Raw genomic sequence first — 16,843 nt, forward strand, 5'->3', positions numbered from 1 at the left:
TTTCTATTTCTTTTTTTTGAAGAAATCGAACTTGATCACATAATCAAAGAGAGAGGTAATTACAACAGCTCCAAGTGGAATCATTGCGTATGCCCATAGCGGATTATTTGGAGCTTCACCAGGGGGTGCATCAATTAAAATCTCAAAAAGGACAATACAATAAATTACGGCCAATACAATACCTGTTACGTTTCTATTTTTCATAGCTGTTTTTCACCTCAAATTCACTTAAGAAATTCAAAGTATTGTATGTCTAAATAAAGTTTAACACTGCGCAACAACAAATGAAAGAATTTCTCTCTTTTTTCAACCCTACTTAAAACTCCGTAATATCTGCAAGAATACCAGATTTTGTGAACCCAGATATTCTCATAAAATGTGGGATATAAGAGTAATCAAAACAAATTGGGAAAATGAATTCTCACTCTAATAAAAGAGCCTTAATAAATCAATATTTTTGGTTGATATTTTATCATTAATTATGACGCCCCACACCAGAGGCGATGATCAAATTGATTCAAACCCTTTAAATAAGAAAATAGACGCAAAGACCACTTCAATTTTGAACTGCACCCCAATTGTTAGACACCATCTAACATAGGAGGTGCAGTTTTTCTATGACGAGGTTTAGTACATATGAAAAATTACAAACCATTATTCGTTTTCAAAATGGATCGGAAAGCTTAAACGCTATTGCAAAATCCATAGGGCTCCATCATTCAGTCTTATCAAATTGGATTCGACAGTATGAGCATCATGGAGAAGAAGCTTTTAAAAATGGCTATACATCATATTCTGTACAAGATAAACTAGACGTACTTAATCATTTGAACGAACATGGGACGTCTGTTAGAGAAACTGCTGCGGTATTTAATGTTGCGAGTCATAGTACCATTTTAAGCTGGAAAAGAGGCTTAGAATTACATGGAGTAGACGCCCTACAACCAAAGAAAAAGGGGCGCTCATCTATGAAGAAAGGTCCAAAAGAACGAAAGAATCAAACGCCAGTAGAAGGTTCTGTAGAGGCTTTACAAGTAGAGGTAGAACGTTTGCGCATGGAGAATGCGTATTTAAAAAAGTTGAATGCCTTAGTTCAAAACAAGGAAAAATCACCAAACAAGACAAAGTACAAGTAGTCTATGAACTAAGGAACGAATTTCCGGTGAAAGCACTCCTACAGCTAGCAGATATCCCCCGTAGCACGTATTATTACGGGGTAAAAACGTTCGGTATGCCAGACAGAGATGAGGAGTTAAAAGGCGTCATTCAAGCGATTTACAAGGAGCATCAGGGACGCTACGGATATCGTCGTATTCGAGATGAGTTAGTGAATCGTGGACACCGTGTGAATCATAAGAAGGTGCAACGTTTGATGAAGGTATTGGGTTTAAAGTCTCTAGTACGCATGAAGAAATATCGTTCGTATAAAGGCATGGTTGGCAAGATAGCACCAAATATTTTAGAACGCAACTTTCAAGCTGAAAAGCCTAATGAGAAGTGGGTTACGGATATAACAGAGTTTAAATTATTTGGAGAAAAACTCTATGTATCTCCTATATTAGATCTATATAATGGCGAAATTATTACGTATACGATCGGTTCAAGACCCGTCTATTCTCTTGTTTCCACGATGTTAGATCAAGCATTCAGTCGATTAACAGCTGAAGATAAGCTCCTGATTCATTCTGACCAAGGCTGGCACTATCAGATGAAACAGCCCTTGTGGAACGTGGTATCAAGCAAAGTATGTCTCGCAAAGGAAATTGCTACGATAACGCTGTTATCGAGAACTTCTTTGGAATCATGAAATCTGAATTTCTGTATTTAAAGGAATTTGAAAGTATCGAGCATTTTAAACAAGAGCTCTCTACATACATCGATTATTACAATCACAAGCGAATTAAAGCAAAACTAAAAGGCATGAGTCCGGTACAGTACCGAACTCATGCCCAACAAATCGCCTAATAAAATAACCTGTCTAACTTTAAGGGGTCACTTCATTTGAAGTGGTCTTTTTTTGCACCAACTCTCCTCATCCGGACTACTCTTCCTTGTCTTTACAAATCTTTTAAGTACTAATTCTGCGTCAGGTTTATGGTTTAATACTATGAATCTTGCCTGTGCAGAAGGTGATTTAGAGAGTCGTATCAAATTGAGAAATGAAAGTCACACGTCTTATTCTGTCTTGGTGAGTAAGACGGAATAAGTTTTTTTGTGGAAATATGAACCATTTAATCTAGTAAAACGTACTATATCCTAGTTTGATAATTAAGGAGGAAATTTTAATGAAAAAAAGATTGATATGGATGCTGAGCGCTTTCATTCGCTTGGTTTGATTGCAGCAAAGGATATCTTTAAAAAAGAACACTGGTTAATTTGGGCTTGCTCAAAGTTAACCGGTGTTCTTTTTTATTTTTTAAATATCACTTTTTAAATAATCTAATTTGTAAGTGGGCTAGCCGAGGGGAAAGGTAAAACTAAAGCAGAAATTTTGGAGAGTGGATTTGTGCTTCAATGAAGATGTAGACTGTCTATAATGAGATCGTCTTGCATTGGACAATTGATGGGAATATCAGAATTGATCATCTCATATAAACCGATTTTTTATTTCACAAGTCCCACATGGCAGACTAATCTCAACTGAGCAGCAGTTTAGACGAATTCTGGCTGGAGTAAATAGTTTCACGATCAATACAATCGTATATCAAGTCAACTCCATTTTGATAGCGTTTACACAGCGAATCTGTTCTAAAACTGCTGCATCCAAATATAGATCGTCATCAAACAACCCAACAGCATACAAAAGTTTACCACCACAAACAGACAGCGAAGCCACATCGGTTGATGAAACTGATATAGTGCTTTAGGTTGTCCCTTTCCTTCAATCAAGAACATGATAAGTAAGGTATGAATGACCGAATGGCCGACAACCTCCGTGAACCCGAATACCGTCGTAGTAAGCAAAAATATTCCAGTAAGTATCAGCGCAGTGAATCTGTTCATGATCCCCAGAATGAGCACCCAGCCTAGAGCTAGTTCAATAAAAGCAGATATTAACACGAATTCTTCTATAATAAAACCAAATGTTGGGATCTTATACTCATAGATCAGCGACTGGGAAAGGCCAGGCATCGTCATTTTCTCCATGGAAAGCCAAGCTAAGGATATACCAGTAAGAGTGTACAGCACCGGCATCGCTGATGATTTCAATCTGCTGTTCACTGCGAATAAATAATATACAATTCCGACGTAGAAAAAGTAATCAAGTGAATGAAACAGACCATATTGAAACACTGCTTTTAGATACAAGAAAGCGATTGCAAATCCACTCAGAGGAAGTAGCCGTCTATGAAATAGTCCTAAGATGGCAACGGTGAGTGTTGCGTATGCCCACCAAGAATCTAGCATAAACGTAGGTGCTATATACGAGCCTGTGCAGAGTTGCAACAGCAAGCCTAATCCAATCCCAATCCGGAAGATCGTCAATTGATAGCAATAAAAGCGATTCAAGAAACTTAAAATTTTGCTAACAAATCTGTTACGTTCAATCTGTTGGTTGATGATCGTTGCTAACAACAGGACTAGTAAGGTTATACCAAGCCAGAACAAAAAAGCAGGGGTGATTATCATTTTTAGCGGCTGGGATTTCCAGTCATCATCATCTATAAACCATTTAACATGTGCATATAAATGCCCTGATATTAGAAACTGTGATATTGTCATGTGAATCTCCTTTTAACTTATAATTTTTATTTATACTCAATGTGGTTAATTAATACCCAACCAAAAAGTCATACAACGATAATCTTCACCTGCCTTTTGAAATCATGATAAAATCCACTTTCAGAATTCAATAATACACCATATTTAGGATTTTTAGGATATATTGTTGATGTTAATACCAATTCCATTACCTTCATAACGATTTCGTAACCAAAATGATTCTTTCCCGTATAAGGAATGAACATGATCCGACGAATTTGTTACGGCATGAATTCAAATCAGTTTCCGTTCATGGAGAATCTCTTTCTTCCCTAACGGATACAGGTATAACGAAAATAGAAGTTGAGGTAATGCATAGTATGAATGAGGAATTTAGAGATCATGCCGATACATGGTATCGGCTAGCTGAGCAGAAGGCAGCTCAGTATTTTGCATCACTTTCTGTGCAGCTCATGGAAAAGACTTATGTGCCTAAACTGACAGAAGATTTCCAATTGTGGAAAAGGAACCATATTCATCATCATTCATGGCTATCTTTTTTTTCGAGGAGAAAGAGAAAACCTGATTCTATGGATTATCATAGATATATCCAATGGCTGAATTATACAGGGAAATTGGATGATTACTTGGATCGAAGCGTTTCCTATATTTACATGAGGGATCTGGGTAAAGCTCTTGATTCTCCTGACACACAGACCAGAATTCAGCGAGTAGTTGCCGATATAAAAAATCACTTGATTCATTCCACTGCAACAAACGGGGGGAACCCACCAGAGGTTATGAGTTTGGCCGGGTTGTATCGGAAGGCCCAGAAGGAAGGCATCGAAACCGACATGATCTGGGTGATTAACAAACTTGGTACCGTATCCTCCCATCTACCGAAGGAAATGAATGCCGAGCATGCCCAGCGCAAGCTGATCAAGATCATTATTGGGGTTATTCTTCATGCGGTTGAAGAGATGGACGATGAAATATCGCCTGCGGAACGTGCACTGAGACTTGGTGAAGCCATTAGGCTTGGTTATTCCTATGGTCTGGCCTATCCTTTCATTGACGATCTTCTCGATTCTGGGGTCTTAACGGCTCAAGAGAAAGAACACTTTTCCCGTATGATACGTACCGCGCTTCTCACTGGATCTGTGCCGGAACTGGGCGAGTGGGCCAGAAATAACATGGATATGATTCAATACGTACATTCGGAACTCCGGGATGCTTTTGAGTATATTAAAGACCATCAGCGACCGGAAACACAGAAAACATTTTTCGAGCAGTCCTATGTGTTTTTTCATTCTCAGGAAATGGACCGTGTAAAGGATCTATCCCATGCTGATTACACCAATGAAGAGCTTTTTATACCAATCATTTTAAAATCGTCTTCTTCAAGGTTGATTGTCCGCTCCGTAATTAGTGCGCCTGTAGATGAGGGCTTTGATAATCGAACATTCTTTTATGGCATCTACAATCAGCTGGCTGATGATTTTGCGGATATGTTTGACGATATGAAAGACGGTGCGGTAACACCCTATACCTATTATTTAAAATACCATAATCTGCGTTCGGATCTAATAAACCCCTTTGAATTATACTGGACGGTCATCTCGTATTTGATCCATAACGTGTATCACTCCGATGCCAAGACCCGTGAGGTGATACTGGGTCGTGCAATCAACGGTCTAAAACGTTGTAAAGAACGTATAGGTACTGAAAAGTATAATGAAATTATGGAGGTATTTGCTTCCGGAAATCCGGAATTCAATCGGCTTGTTCAACATATGGTTCTAAAAGCGGATGATGTGGATTTCTTCGATAAACTGCTTCGGGACCAGATGATTACTAATCTAAAAAACGACCGGAAGGAAAAGAAAGACTTTTTCGAGATGATTAAAACTGTCCGCCATCAGGTCAATAACATATTACAGATTCCCAAAGATAAAGGGATTCCGCCGATGAAAGAGCCGCTTATAGATGCTGCAAATTACAGTCTCGAAGGGGAGGGGAAGCGTATACGTCCTATATTAACTTGGGTTATGGGCGTAAACGAATATGGACTTGAGGCATCGGAAATCGTGCCGGTTCTGAGATCATTGGAATATATGCATACTGCCTCCTTGATCTTCGATGATCTTCCATCCCAGGATAATGCGTCTACCCGTAGAGGGCGTCCAACCTTGCATCAGGTGCATGATAGTGCTACTGCGGAATTAACCGGTCTGTTTCTGATCCAGAAGGCAATTGAGGAACAATCGTCACTAGACCATTTCGATGCTAAAACCGTGCTTACCTTGATGCAATATTCGGCCCAAAAGGCAGAAGATATGTGTATGGGACAGGCGATGGATTTACATTCCAAAGGAAAAGCATTGACTCTGGAACAATTGAATATGATCTGCTTTTACAAAACCGGAATTGCGTTTGAGGCTTCTCTGGTTATGCCTGCCATTCTCGCTGAGGTTAAGGCGCCGGAAATCACGGTTTTGAAGAAATTCGCCTATCATGCAGGCATCGCCTTTCAGATTAAGGATGATTTGCTAGATTTGGAAGGAGATCTGCTCTTACTCGGTAAGCACACTGGAAAGGATGTTGAAAACAACAATTCGACTTTTGTGTCCATCCTTGGTCAGGAAGGTGCTAGGAAAGAAATGTGGGAACACTACTGCCTTGCCATGGAAGCATTGAAAGAGATGCCCCGAAATATCGTTTTTCTGAAACATTTATTGAATTATATTGTTAATCGAGATCGTTAAAAAAGATTACTGTTGAAAATTCACTAAATTATGAATAAGGAGTTGTGTCATAAGTGAAAATGGAACAAGTGCAAACGCTGGAACGTAATGAAACGAAGCTGGTTGGTTACTCTGTAACGGCGTCGTTAATTCAAGATCTTGAAACTAGAATTGTCGTAAGGTTACGCGAAGAACTCTTTGGAAAGCGTCATGAGATTGCAAATCGTTTAGATGATGACGGGATTTACTTAGTCCAAGTTTACCCGGACGGAGAATGGACGCCAGATGTTCCTTTCGTAAGTATTGTTGCGGTAGAAGTCGACGATTTTGCCCATATTCCCGAGGGATTAATTCGGCATACAATACCGGCTGGAAAATATGTGAAGGTTACTCATAAGGGACCTGAATCCCAAATAGGAGAAACGTATGATTCAATTCGTGATGAATGCATAGCCAGTTCTCGGTCTTTTGATTTCGAGTATTGGGCTCACATGGAATCTCTTGAGCAAGAGGATAGCACTATAAATATTTATTTGCCCTTGTAAGCGTAAATAGGTGCCAACAACAAATGTCGGATGACAAGAATATGTACCGATTCAAACCGGGAGAATCGTGGCTTTTTCATCTTATCGAAACAGACTCTTGTCACAAGTCAAGAATCTATTTCGGTTGCCAATTGTGGACAAGAGAACGCGGGAAATGAGGTAGCTCATGTATAACGAACAATGGAAGCAGGCTGAAACAGCCCTGTCATATATGGAAGTTATTAAGCACGGTGAAAACCACCCGGTGACGATTAAAGGTGAATCGGAAGATCTGCAATGCATCGGAATCGGAACCGATGCCGCTGTATTTGTCTATGAACCTATGCCGGCTTACGCATACAAGCTATATGCGACACAGGCGCTTCCTAAGAAGGAAGCAGAGATTGGAGTCTACCGTGCATTAGTGGGGAGCCCCTATTATCCCATGTTTTATGGAGCTGGAGAGCGGTATGTCGTGATTAGCTACGAACGTGGGTTAACGCTGTACGACTGTTTACTCTTGGGTGTGTCAGTCCCCAAGCAAGTTATCGATGACGTTGAGGAAGCACGATCGTTTGTTCGGGAGAAAGGCCTTAACCCGCGAGATATTCACTTAAAAAATGTACTGCTGCAGGACGGTCGTGGTAAAGTGCTCGACGTGTCTGAATATATTCAGATCGGAAACGACAAGAGATGGGAGCATCTCGTTTGGGCGTACGACAACGTCTATCCACTACTAGAGGGGAGAAAGTTGCCGCTCTGGATGCTGGAGGCGGTGAGAAACGGATATTACCGTCTTGATCCATCTAGCGTAAACTTACAGGAATTTGCGGATCGAATTAGTAGACTGTTTTTTAGAAGATAGATACTTGGTTGATGTGACTTATAGTCAACAGACCTTAGATATGCGTTCGATTATTATTGTTATTAATGCAAGAAAGTCATCAGGCGTTCACTGATGACTTTCTTGCATTAATTTATATATAAGTAAGCATCAAATACTTCCCACCGATGCACCTCTAGCCGCCATATCATCCGATTGGAGCACAGTCGCCACATTTTGGATGCTCTTTCGGCATGGCTAGATAAAGCAGAGACCGCGTGTGCTGCCGAAGAGCGGAATTGACGTAGCGCGTGTCGTAACCGTATCTTGTCGTTAAATTTCTCGTCCGACATTCGTGCCCGTCCTATACATTTTTTCTGCTTCAATAGGACTTTCTTTTGCTGTTACATGGTGCGGAATTACCCGGTAAACTTGAACCGGTCCGCCGAATACAGCCGACCTATACTTTTCCACATGCTGCTTGGGCAAGGAGCGGTTATAATAGCCGGGTACATATTTATTGATCATTTCCTGAAGTACATGGGTGGCTTCATCCAAATCTGTGATCGACGCTGCTTGTCCAAATATCATTACGCTCATATAAGCCGTATCTGTTTTGGCAGGTACCGGATTCGTAATGGTTCCGTATTCCTCACATACCGTAAAACATACCTCAGGATTTTCACTCATGACCTGATTACGTCTTCCATCTCCAGCTCCGTGAAAATAGAGCTTCCCCTCAGTCCATACATAATTAAGCGGTACAACATAGGGCAGGTTCCCATCAACCAATCCAAGATACCCAGTTCTCGCTTGGTGAAGGAAACTTTCGATTTTCTCCTGATCCTGGCATTCCCTGATCTTGTAACGAACCGAATCCATTTCAAAATCTCTCCTTTCACTCATAAGATATTCATCCCACTCCAATTGTCTTAACTCCGATAGTCTTCTAGAGTGCGGCAACGACCCCAGATTGCAAATACCAGCGTTATTACGATAGTATATCAATGAATGGAGTGTGGTTAAATATCCAAACATCACAGTTATGAACAATCCATAATTAATATTAGATGGTTGGAGCTTCTATTTGGAGGTGTGCACGATGATGAAAGTAATTCGTAATGATAAGAAACCGGTTAGTAAATGGAATCAAGTCACTATTGATAATAGTCCCCATGAACCCTATTTGGATGACCAATTTCAAAAGAACTGGCGACAATCGTTTCTACACGCATCGGCTGAAAGGATTTATCAAGCTGGGCTTACGGTAATCCCTATGGTTTTACACCATTACGTGAGCAAATTCAGCGTTATTTATCACTTGAACGAGGTATCCATATCCAAACAAATCAGATTCTGTTGACCTCAGGAGCTCAGCACAGCATTGACTTAATCGCACAATCGCTTTTATCTGATGGGGACACTGTCTCTGTAGAAGATCCCGGTTTTCCAGTTGCCTGGATGGCGATGAAATATCAGCGTATGAATGTGGTGTCCGTTCCCGTTGACAAGTATGGTCTTGTGGTTGAGCGTATTCCCCCACAATCCAAACTGACCTTTGTGACCCCTTCGCACTAGTGCGCAGTCGGGGTCGTTATGTCGGAGCCGCGCAGGCAACAATTGCTACATAAGGCCGTTCAAGAACAATCTTGGATCATTGAGGACGATTATGATAGTGAATTTCGATATCGTGGGGAGCAAACTTCCAACGCTGATTAGCCAGGAACCTAACAATACCTTGTACCTCATGAGTTTTTCTAAAATGATTGCTCCAGGCATTCGTATTTCGGCTATCGTTGGATCTGTCGAGGCAATTGCTCAACTAGCCAGGGTACGGGAGCTAACTTACCGTCATCTTCCGATTATGGACAAGCCAGGGGAGCAATCGGCGCATCCTAACGGAATTGGATTTACGGAATCGAACCGAACAAGCTCCTTGCGAAGCTCGTTTTAGATTGTAGTTATTTTACCTGCTGTCACATTTTGGGTCGAGCTGTTCGTTGTATAGAGTGAAAGGGGGGGAGACGGCTTGAATGATGCGGAGTTAAATCAGATCATTACAGATGTGTTGAATGGGAGGACAGAAAAATTTGAGGAAATCATGGAGGTCTATCAAAAACCGATTTTTCTCTATTGTTATCATATGCTAGGCAATTATGCCGAAGCCGAGGATAACGCACAGGAAGTATTTTTGAAGACATTCCGCAACTTGCAGAAATTTACCCAGCATGAGATGAATTTTGGCGCCTGGTTATACAAGATTGCCTATCATCAATGTATCGACATCATCCGTAAGCGAAAGCTGGTGAAATATATGCCTTTCTTTTACCAGGATGACAAAGAAAATAAAGATGTCGATTTGCATATTGAAGCCAACTATTTTGATGAATCCGTACATCAGGCCATGGCGAAATTATAGGCGGAAGAGCGTAATTTGTTAATCTTACGTTGTGTCGAGGATAAAAGCTACCAGGAGATCGGTTTGATTCTCGGCAAAAACAGCGCCAGCCTTCGTAAAAAATACGAACGTACATCTGCAAAATTTCGAAAGTATTATGCTCAAGTGAAGGGAGTGGGAGTGTATGAATATGGACAAGGATCGGGATTTGAAAAAACTGTTTGATGACCCGCGCATTCCCGACGCCGACTTGACAGGAAAAGTAATGAGAATACTACATGCTAAGCCAAAAGAAAAGGAGAGGTTTTTTGTGAAATATAAAGTTGCTTTGACTGCGTTTGTAGGGATGATGTTAATGGCCTCCACGGGTTATGCGGCAGTTCAATATCATTCTTTGAACAACAAGGATGGCGAAGTCGTATATGAGACTAAATCGACGAAAGATTACGGAAAAACAGAATCGAAAGATGAGGTAGAGCGTTACAAGGCATTTTATGAACTTAAGGATAAGGTGCTAAAGAACGGGGAAGCTGGGCTGTTCTATATGGTTGCCAATAACCCGAATCATGAAACAATTCTTGGAACGAAGGTGACTATCTTCCAAGATCTTTCTCAATTGCGCGATAAGATTACGGATAAATCCATTAAGATCGCAGACAAAGTCAATGGAAATTATACATTCCAAAAGGCGGACGTAATCTTTAAAAATGCTCAGGAAGTGAATCCTCCTTCTTCGGAAGAAAAAAAGAAAATGGCAGAAAAGCTGAGAAAGCAGGCGGAAGAATCCAATCAGGGATATGCCATGATGCCGGTTGAAATGACAGATCAGTTTTTCCTTCTCTTTGCTACGTATCAAAATGGCGAAGATGAAATCGGGGTTGATATCACTAATCTGAGTGGAAAGAGCGATCCTACAATGTATATTGACGAGAACGTTGAATTTAAGCAGGAGAAGGTTCAAGTGAAGGGAGTAGAAATGCTGCATACAGAATATGGTCCTTCGCAGACGCACGAGCTGAAATGGGTATACGAGAGCCCAGACAAAAAGGTAAAATACGCCTATACTTTACGTGGAGACATAAATAAAGTAAGCAAAGAAACTTTGATGAAAATTGCCGAAGGCTATTTGGAATAATAAATATTAAAACAACGGGAATCTTCTCCAAAGCTAATTGGGGTTGATTCCCGTTTTTCCTTTTGGCAGGGACCGGCTACATGCTTTATGATTGGACCGTTTCGGGCGCAAGGCAACGAAATAGATGGCCAATATAAATTTTATTCTAGACACTCATTTAATCGGCCCCGATTATTGAAGATAAAAGTGTTTTTCGTATTAATGAGATTAGTAAATCAGATTACTTATTTGAATAAGTTCATTTTAAAGTTTTCTCTATATAATCCCAATTAAATATTTTTTTCATTTCCTCATTTGCTTCTTGCTCACTAATATTACTTCCTTCATTCACCCACCAATTGAGTACGCCTAATGATGCACCGGAAAAGGCAGCTAAAGCGATCTCTGAAGAGAATGATAGGATTTGATTACTATTTTCATCTTGAATAACATTTTTAACCCCTTTATTCATCTCTTTCATAATGATGTACCTTAAAGAATCCTTTTCTTCTGTTAACAATTGTGAAAATAGTGCTTTATACTTCAATGACATGTTGAATAATTTAATCAGGTTTTCACGAATATTACCCTCAATAAATTGAAATTCCTTGGCTATATTTTGTAATCCATAAGCCATTAAATCATATTTATCATCAAAATGCGTATAAAACGTTGTGCGATGAACCATAGCTTCTTCACAAATTTCCTTTACAGAAATAGTATGAAATGAATGACGTTCTAGTAAAGTAAATAATGATTGAACTAAGAGTTTTCTAGTTCTCATGACGCGTAAGTCTTCTTTCTTTTTGTTATCCATTCAGCAAAATCTCCTTCGTGTCTAGTTAATCGACATTTTCGAAATACTGTTCGTTGCCTACATAAGTTATACACTATATCATATAAACTACAGCAGTACAAAAAATATACACGTGTATAAAATAGGCTGTTAAGTATATTTTAAGGGAGTGTAGCTAATATGAAGGATGATTTAAAGGTAGTTATTATTGGCGGTGGGCTTGGCGGAGCAGCAACAGCAACAGCGTTACACAAACGTGGTATTCAAGCGCATATATATGAGCAAGCACCAGAGTTAACTGAAGTAGGTGCTGGAATTGTTATGCATCCACCAACGCAACATTTATTATATAAATGGGGTTTAGGTGAGTTATGTGAAGAAAAAGGGAAAACTGTTGAAAAACTTGATATGTTAACAGCAAAAGGTGAATTAATAGCAGATGGCCCGAAAAGTGGATTAGATTTATTGACTTTAGATAGTTTAGAAGGGTACAAGCCACGTGTTATCCATCGTGCACATTTATTAAATACCCTATTAACACCGTTATCAAGTGAATATATTCATTTAGATCATAAATGTGAGTCTATGATTGAGCATGAAGATCATGTAGAGATTCGGTTTACAAATGGGAAAGTTGTACAGGCAGATGTAGTGATTGCAGCGGACGGTATTCACTCAAATACGCGTAAAATCTTTAGTAATGATGAACCGATCTTTTGTGGGGCCCATTCAATTCGTACTATTTTCAGTTATGAGGAAACCAAACATCTAGTGGAAGAAAAACGTGTTGTAATGTACCAAGAGGGTGATATAATTGCGTTCCTTATTCCAGTCGCCAATGGTGTTGCATTAGATATGATCTATCCGACGCAAGATGCGTCATGGTCAAAATCTGTAGATAAAGAGCTAATTCTATCACACGTAGGACATTTTGAAGAAGGATTTGTGCGATTATTTGATTCATTAGAATATCCAGTAATGTCGCGCGCGTTATATTTTAGACAACCACTTGAGAAATGGAGTACAAGCCGTATTACATTACTTGGTGATTCAGCACATGCAATGTTGCCAACGCTAGGTCAAGGTGCAAACTCTGCTATTCAAGATGCTGAAGCAATCGCTGATGCATTAGCTTCATGTGAGACGATTACTGAGGCATTTGAACAATATGAACAAGAACGCCGACCAGTTACAACTGCTATTCAAACACAATCTCAAAATCCTGAATTGCTAAAGGCATAGTAATACTGACGTGTCACTAAGATGGGTGACACGTTTTTCTGTTTTATTCTTCTTGTTGCTTATAAGTCATATAACTATCTGCATCTAACCGAATTTACGCATCGGAAGATTGAAATATATGCACTTAATTTTTTACTGAAGCTTTCGGATAGTTTGATTAAGAAATTAAAAATGGCAATAAGATAACTAAAAAACCAGCCACTAATAAGAAGTTCCAAAAATGTGAGATAACAATTCCCCTTGAAATTCCATTACACAAAACAATATTCACTAAGTTGAGGGCTTTTTTTAGGGTACCAAAAAACCTAAAGCATAATAATTTCATATTTATTTTAACATAAATATCCAATTATCATCTATAATTCACAGAGAATATAGGAACTTCCTTTTCCATAATTATTATTTATCAACCTTAAGCTTTTAGTATAGCCTTTAAAATTAGATCAAAGATAAATAATGAAGAACAGGGGAAAGGAGAAAACCGGCACTTGCCGGTTTTTTTATTTTCTGCGGTTTTAAGCCTTTTGCATTCCGCATTGTAACAAGAGTAAAGCGACTAACCTTCCAGGAGGCCGAGCCTCATTAAAAATTAGAGAAGGGGAGAATCGGAAGACAAGATTCTCTATTGTGTTTACTTTTTTAAACCAGATTTATTTAGCTTTAAAAGTAATTCAATAATAGGATAAGGAATAGAGCACAGTTAGGAGCTACCGATTCGATCAATATTACGTAAAATTCTATTTTGACGAATAATTATTGGTTGGTGTCCGTTGTACCAATAGTAGTTGCATTGGAACCCTTATTCTATAAGGATTTTTGGGTTATGCATCTATTTTAGATTCACAAATTATGTGAACTAAAAGTAATTGCATAACATCCAAGTGTACCAAAAGTAGTAGCATAAATAAGGAAACTATTCGTTTGATGAAAGTAAATGCAACTAACATCACCTTCCTTTTTTCTTGATAAAAATACCAAATGAAAAGGAAGAGGAGAAGGCAATAGAGTTTCATTATTGGATGAATAGTAAACAAAATGTTCAATATGAGAATCTGATTTGCCCGGTAAAACCATTAAAATAATTAACCGTCTAAGCCACGATCTTCTGCCGTTGCAGTCTTCCAGCGCGTACGAGTTGAAAACGTAGAGGAGGCACGGGGACTATCAATTCCGGCAGCCTCTATTGCAGACTGTACTGTATTGATATACAATGTACTTGAACGGTAAGTACACTTACGGGAAGTGAGCTTAATTGGAAATTGTTATCAGCAGTAATACGAGTAAGCCAATCTATGAACAAATCTCTTCACAAATCAAAGCGATGGTGATGAAAGGAGAATTAAAAACAGGCGATCCAATTCCATCTATGCGTTCGCTCGCCAAGACGATCCATGTAAGTGTGATCACGGTGCAAAAAGCATATGAAGATTTGCAACGTGATGGGTTTATTGAAACGACGGTTGGACGAGGTAGTTTTATCTCCGCACAAAATCGAAATTTTATCCAAGAAGAACAGCAGAAAATAATTGAAGAATATTTAAGGTTGGCCACGGAAACCGCACGAACTAGCGGGATAAATTTAGAACAACTCATAGAGCTTTTAAAGTTGTATTACAGGGAGGACTAGTCGATGAATTATTGTTTAGAAGTCAAAAGCCTTTCGAAGACCTATCCCGGTTCCAATTTTAGTTTGGATAATGTCTCTTTTTCCATTCCTCAAGGAAGTATCATGGGATTTGTGGGAGAGAATGGGGCGGGCAAAACGACGACCATTAGTTCAATTTTGAATGTGGTCAAGCGAGACAGCGGGATGATCAAAATCTTTGGCGAAGAAATGACGGAGGAACGAACTGACATCCTCAACAATATCGGGGTTGTGTTTGATGCAATTAATTTCCCCGAGGCTCTAACTGCCAACAGGTTAGCTGCGGTGTTTAATGATATTTATCAAAAATGGGACGGCGATCTCTTCCGGAATCTAATCCGCAGACTTCAGGTGCCTGCTCACATAAAAATAAAAGATCTGTCACGTGGCATGACTATGAAGCTAGCCGTGGCAGTGGCTTTGTCGCATGGAGCAAAACTGCTGCTGTTGGACGAGGCTACTTCCGGCCTTGACCCTGTTGTCAGAGAAGAGATGCTAGATTTGTTTTTAGAGTTTGTGGAAAATGAAGAGCATTCCATTCTCATGTCTTCACACATTACCAGTGACTTGGAAAAAATTGCAGATTATATCACGTTTATTCACAATGGCAAAATCATTTTAACAGAGCAAAAAGATTTGCTGTTGTACAAATATGGAATTGCCCGTTGCAAAGTGGAGCAGTTTCAGAATCTTGACAAGTTAGAGTATCTTGCATACAGGAAAAGAGGACTACAAATCGATGTATTGATCTCTAACAAAGGGAGTTTTGCCAAGAAGCATCATGAAATCATCGTCGATGATGTGACCATTGATGAAATTATGCTGTTACTGGTCAAGGGGGATAAATAAATGAGGGGACTAATCCGCAACAATTTTTATTCTATGGCAAGCAATATCCGCTTAGCTTTAGTAATAGCCGGTTTTTTAGCATTGGTTCCTTTGGTACTCAAGGATACGACGATGATTTCGATGATTTTTGGCATACAAATATTCCTGTTTATTGCCAATACTGGCACCTCGCTGCGAGTGGATGAAACCTCCAGATGGAACAAATTTGAACTGACGCTACCGATCCGACGCCGAACTATTATTGGGGCGAAGTACGTGTCATTCTCCATACTGATCCTCTTTGGAGTGATGATGAGTTTGCTTACTCTTGCAGTTGTCTATGTTGTAGGTTTGCAACTCGATTCTCGGGCTGTGATATATAGTTTTGGATTCGGACTTACGTTGTCGATCACATCAGTGGCTTTGATGTATCCAATAATGCTGAGGATCGGTACGGAAAAAAATGAACTCGTCGTATTCTTTTCGGGATTTGGCGCTATAGGGATTATGCTGGTACTTGCCGCATTACTGGCGCCTGTTACAGGAGGCATGGAGCTTCGTCACCCGTTAGTCAGTATGGTGTCATCGTGTACGGCAATAATCCTGTTTATCATATCATTCTTTGTTTCAGTCCACATTCATCGGAATAAAGAGTTTAAGTAGTTTAGAAATTGGATTCGTGTTGCCGATAATAAAACAAAGTTAAGAAATACAAGCGAAATCCATAACCAACTAATTATGGACACGTCGTATCAGCCATTTCAATATAATCACCTTCCCTTTTTCTTGATTAAAGTACCAAATGATGGGGATACCAAGCAACCGAAAGGGAAGACCCATAAGTCAACATGGCAATTGAACGGCTGCCATTGTCTAGACTAATACACAAAACTAGTATTTTGTACATATGTCTATAAATCGATTTAATGATTTTCGTTCTGTTTTTTATAAGTTCCCCTTTCTTGCAGTAAAAAAGCAATTCGGATTTAATCCGAATTGCTTTTTCTTTGAATACTGTGCTCCGGTA

General features: G+C 39.5%; 14 protein-coding genes and 2 pseudogenes. 12 read left to right on the plus strand and 4 right to left on the minus strand.

Features of this window, described 5'->3' with window-relative positions; translation table 11 throughout:
• Positions 1 to 3 precede the first annotated feature (3 nt).
• Positions 4 to 204 (minus strand): hypothetical protein, encoded by a 201-nt coding sequence (locus UB51_RS08130; RefSeq protein WP_044876880.1) that lies wholly within the window; start codon positions 202 to 204, stop codon positions 4 to 6.
• 413 nt (positions 205 to 617) lie between these two features.
• Between UB51_RS08130 and UB51_RS26955 the strand changes: the two are divergent.
• Positions 618 to 1,965 (plus strand): annotated as a pseudogene (locus UB51_RS26955) (IS3 family transposase).
• Positions 1,966 to 2,748: 783 nt separating this feature from the next.
• On the opposite strand, the gene UB51_RS08145 reads toward UB51_RS26955, so the two are convergent.
• Positions 2,749 to 3,723, minus strand: a complete 975-nt coding sequence (locus UB51_RS08145; RefSeq protein WP_044876882.1) for a hypothetical protein — start codon at positions 3,721 to 3,723, stop codon at positions 2,749 to 2,751.
• A 350-nt stretch (positions 3,724 to 4,073) separates the two neighbouring features.
• Between UB51_RS08145 and UB51_RS08150 the strand changes: the two genes are divergently transcribed.
• The 3 genes from UB51_RS08150 (at position 4,074) to UB51_RS08160 (ending at position 7,835) form a co-directional block, all read left to right on the plus strand.
• Positions 4,074 to 6,467, plus strand: coding sequence for a polyprenyl synthetase family protein (locus UB51_RS08150; protein ID WP_044876883.1), 2,394 nt, complete (start codon positions 4,074 to 4,076; stop codon positions 6,465 to 6,467).
• A 59-nt stretch (positions 6,468 to 6,526) separates the two neighbouring features.
• Positions 6,527 to 6,991 carry a GyrI-like domain-containing protein gene (locus tag UB51_RS08155; protein ID WP_234405642.1) on the plus strand — a complete coding sequence of 155 codons (465 nt, stop codon included), beginning with the start codon at positions 6,527 to 6,529 and terminating at the stop codon, positions 6,989 to 6,991.
• Positions 6,992 to 7,157: 166 nt separating this feature from the next.
• Entirely contained in the window at positions 7,158 to 7,835 is a 678-nt protein-coding gene (locus UB51_RS08160; protein WP_044876885.1) for a protein kinase family protein, read from the plus strand.
• A gap of 291 nt (positions 7,836 to 8,126) precedes the next feature.
• On the opposite strand, the gene UB51_RS08165 is transcribed toward UB51_RS08160, so the two are convergent.
• On the minus strand, positions 8,127 to 8,675 hold the full coding sequence (locus UB51_RS08165) for a pyridoxamine 5'-phosphate oxidase family protein (RefSeq protein ID WP_044876886.1): 549 nt from the start codon (positions 8,673 to 8,675) through the stop codon (positions 8,127 to 8,129).
• A 268-nt stretch (positions 8,676 to 8,943) separates the two neighbouring features.
• Between UB51_RS08165 and UB51_RS08170 the strand changes: the two are divergent.
• The 4 genes and pseudogenes from UB51_RS08170 to UB51_RS08180 all read left to right on the plus strand — a co-directional run.
• Positions 8,944 to 9,666, plus strand: a pseudogene (locus UB51_RS08170) (aminotransferase-like domain-containing protein); the annotation flags it as partial.
• Between the two features lie 156 nt (positions 9,667 to 9,822).
• Entirely contained in the window at positions 9,823 to 10,212 is a 390-nt protein-coding gene (locus UB51_RS08175; protein WP_234405568.1) for an RNA polymerase sigma factor, read from the plus strand.
• Positions 10,213 to 10,227: 15 nt separating this feature from the next.
• A complete protein-coding gene (locus UB51_RS29405) occupies positions 10,228 to 10,416 on the plus strand; it encodes a sigma-70 RNA polymerase sigma factor region 4 domain-containing protein (RefSeq protein ID WP_324607754.1) in 189 nt (62 codons plus the stop codon).
• Entirely contained in the window at positions 10,376 to 11,326 is a 951-nt protein-coding gene (locus UB51_RS08180; protein ID WP_044876887.1) for a hypothetical protein, read from the plus strand. Before UB51_RS29405 ends, UB51_RS08180 begins: the two co-directional genes overlap by 41 nt.
• A 238-nt stretch (positions 11,327 to 11,564) precedes the next feature.
• On the opposite strand, the gene UB51_RS26315 is transcribed toward UB51_RS08180, so the two are convergent.
• Positions 11,565 to 12,122, minus strand: coding sequence for a TetR/AcrR family transcriptional regulator (locus tag UB51_RS26315; RefSeq protein ID WP_052675807.1), 558 nt, complete (start codon positions 12,120 to 12,122; stop codon positions 11,565 to 11,567).
• A gap of 159 nt (positions 12,123 to 12,281) precedes the next feature.
• On the opposite strand from UB51_RS26315, the gene UB51_RS08190 reads away from it, so the two are divergent.
• From UB51_RS08190 to UB51_RS08205, 4 genes are all read left to right on the plus strand, one after another.
• Positions 12,282 to 13,343 (plus strand): FAD-dependent oxidoreductase, encoded by a 1,062-nt coding sequence (locus UB51_RS08190; RefSeq protein WP_044876888.1) that lies wholly within the window; start codon positions 12,282 to 12,284, stop codon positions 13,341 to 13,343.
• Positions 13,344 to 14,595: 1,252 nt separating this feature from the next.
• Positions 14,596 to 14,970 carry a GntR family transcriptional regulator gene (locus UB51_RS08195; protein ID WP_044876889.1) on the plus strand — a complete coding sequence of 125 codons (375 nt, stop codon included), beginning with the start codon at positions 14,596 to 14,598 and terminating at the stop codon, positions 14,968 to 14,970.
• A 3-nt stretch (positions 14,971 to 14,973) separates the two neighbouring features.
• A complete protein-coding gene (locus UB51_RS08200) occupies positions 14,974 to 15,837 on the plus strand; it encodes an ABC transporter ATP-binding protein (RefSeq protein ID WP_044876890.1) in 864 nt (287 codons plus the stop codon).
• Positions 15,838 to 16,479 carry an ABC-2 transporter permease gene (locus tag UB51_RS08205; RefSeq protein ID WP_044876891.1) on the plus strand — a complete coding sequence of 214 codons (642 nt, stop codon included), beginning with the start codon at positions 15,838 to 15,840 and terminating at the stop codon, positions 16,477 to 16,479.
• The last annotated feature ends 364 nt before the right edge of the window (positions 16,480 to 16,843 follow it).

Source organism: Paenibacillus sp. IHBB 10380, assembly GCF_000949425.1.
GTDB lineage: Bacteria > Bacillota > Bacilli > Paenibacillales > Paenibacillaceae > Paenibacillus_AQ.